The organism is Streptomyces sp. NRRL S-31, assembly GCF_000718775.1.
GTDB lineage: Bacteria > Actinomycetota > Actinomycetes > Streptomycetales > Streptomycetaceae > Streptomyces.
The window spans coordinates 1-334 of record NZ_JOCB01000285.1 but is presented as its reverse complement, the minus strand read 5'-3'; the positions used below and the strand labels follow the sequence as shown (position 1 = coordinate 334).

Below are 334 nucleotides of genomic sequence, written 5' to 3'. Positions count from 1 at the left end.
GCTGGCGGTGCTGTTCACGGGCCAGGGCGCGCAGCGCGCCGGAATGGGCCAACCCGCCCTCTTCGCCCTCGAAGTCGCCCTCTACCGCCTCTTCGAATCCTGGGGCCTACGCCCCGACCACCTCGCCGGACACTCCGTCGGCGAGATCACCGCCGCCCACATCGCCGGCATCCTCACCCTCGAAGACGCCGCCACCCTCGTCACCGCACGCGGACGCCTCATGCAGGCCCTCCCGCCCGGCGGCACCATGCTCGCCGTCAACACCACCGAAACCGACATCCAGCACTACCTCGACACCGACGACGTCACCATCGCCGCCGTCAACGGCCCCACC

The 334-nt window shown here is 71.0% G+C and carries 1 protein-coding gene; it reads left to right on the top strand.

The annotated features are described in order from the left end of the window. On the top strand, positions 1-334 hold a 334-nt coding region (locus IF37_RS40490; protein ID WP_037858544.1), incomplete at both ends, for an acyltransferase domain-containing protein.